This is a genomic window from Streptomyces sp. NPDC050448, from assembly GCF_040655295.1.
Lineage (GTDB): Bacteria > Actinomycetota > Actinomycetes > Streptomycetales > Streptomycetaceae > Streptomyces.
Window position 1 is genome coordinate 1 of sequence record NZ_JBFAJR010000139.1, and the last position, 1209, is coordinate 1209.

The 1209-nt window shown below is 77.3% G+C and carries 1 protein-coding gene; it reads left to right on the plus strand.

The features are described 5' to 3' along the window. Nucleotides 1–25: 25 nt before the first annotated feature. Nucleotides 26–1209: SDR family NAD(P)-dependent oxidoreductase (locus AB0I68_RS39115; protein WP_363182215.1), on the plus strand; the 1184-nt coding region annotated here is incomplete at its 3' end.

The window sequence follows — 1209 nt, forward strand, 5'->3', positions numbered from 1 at the left end:
TGAGGCGTATGTCCGGGGTGTGGCCGTGGACTGGGAGGCGGTCTTCGCGGGGACCGGTGCCCGCCGGGTCGACCTGCCCACCTACGCCTTCCAGCAGGAGCACTTCTGGCTGGAGACCGGCGTCGCCCCGGACGCCGAGACCACTGCCGCGTACCCGGTCGACACCGCCGACGCCCGCTTCTGGGAGGCCGTCGAGGCCAATGACGTGGCCGCCCTCACCGCCGAGCTGGACATCGACGCGGACGACGAGACCCTCGCCGCGCTGCTGCCCGCGCTGTCCTCCTGGCGCCGCCAGTCCCAGGAGCGGTCAGCGGTCGACGGCTGGCGCTACCGGATCACCTGGAAGCCCGCCCCCGAGCCCGCCTCCGCCCGGCTGTCGGGCACCTGGCTGGTCGCACTCCCCGAGGACCGGGACGACGCCGCCGACGCCGTGCTCCGTACGCTCGCCGAGCACGGCGCCGACGTACGGACCGTCGCCGTCCCCGGCTCCGACGACGCGCGGGCCGCGCTCGCCGGGCGGATCCGCGAGGCCCTCGCCGACGGCCCCGCCGCGGCGGGCGTGCTGTCCCTGCTGACCCCCGCCGGGACCGGGGCGGCCGCGGGCGTCATCGCCACGCTCACCCTCGTCCAGGCCCTCGGCGACGCCGAGGTCACCGCCCCGCTGTGGTGCGTCACCCGCAGCGCCGTCGCCGTGAACCGCTCCGAGCAGCAGACCGATCCCGCTGGGGCCCCCGTCTGGGGTCTCGGCCGGGTCACCGCGCTGGAACACGGCGAGCGCTGGGGCGGTCTGATCGACCTTCCGGAGCAGGCCGACGACCGGACCCTCGCCCGGCTCGCCGGGGTCCTGGCCGGTGACGCCGCCGAGGACCAGGTCGCCGTCCGTCCCTCGGGTCTGTTCGTGCGTCGTCTCGTACGGGCCCGGCTGGCGGAGACGGCCCCGGTGCGCGAGTGGCGGCCCACCGGCACCACCCTGGTGACCGGCGGCACCGGCGCCCTCGGCGCGCACGTGGCCCGCTGGCTGGCGGGCAACGGCGCCGAGCACCTGCTGCTCGTCAGCCGCCGGGGTGCCGAGGCCCCCGGCACGGCCGATCTGCACGAGGAACTGACCGCGCTCGGCGCCGAGGTCACCCTCGCCGCCTGCGACGTCAGCGACCGCGACGCCCTCGCCGCGCTCCTCGCCGGCATCCCCGCCGACCGGCCGCTGACCGC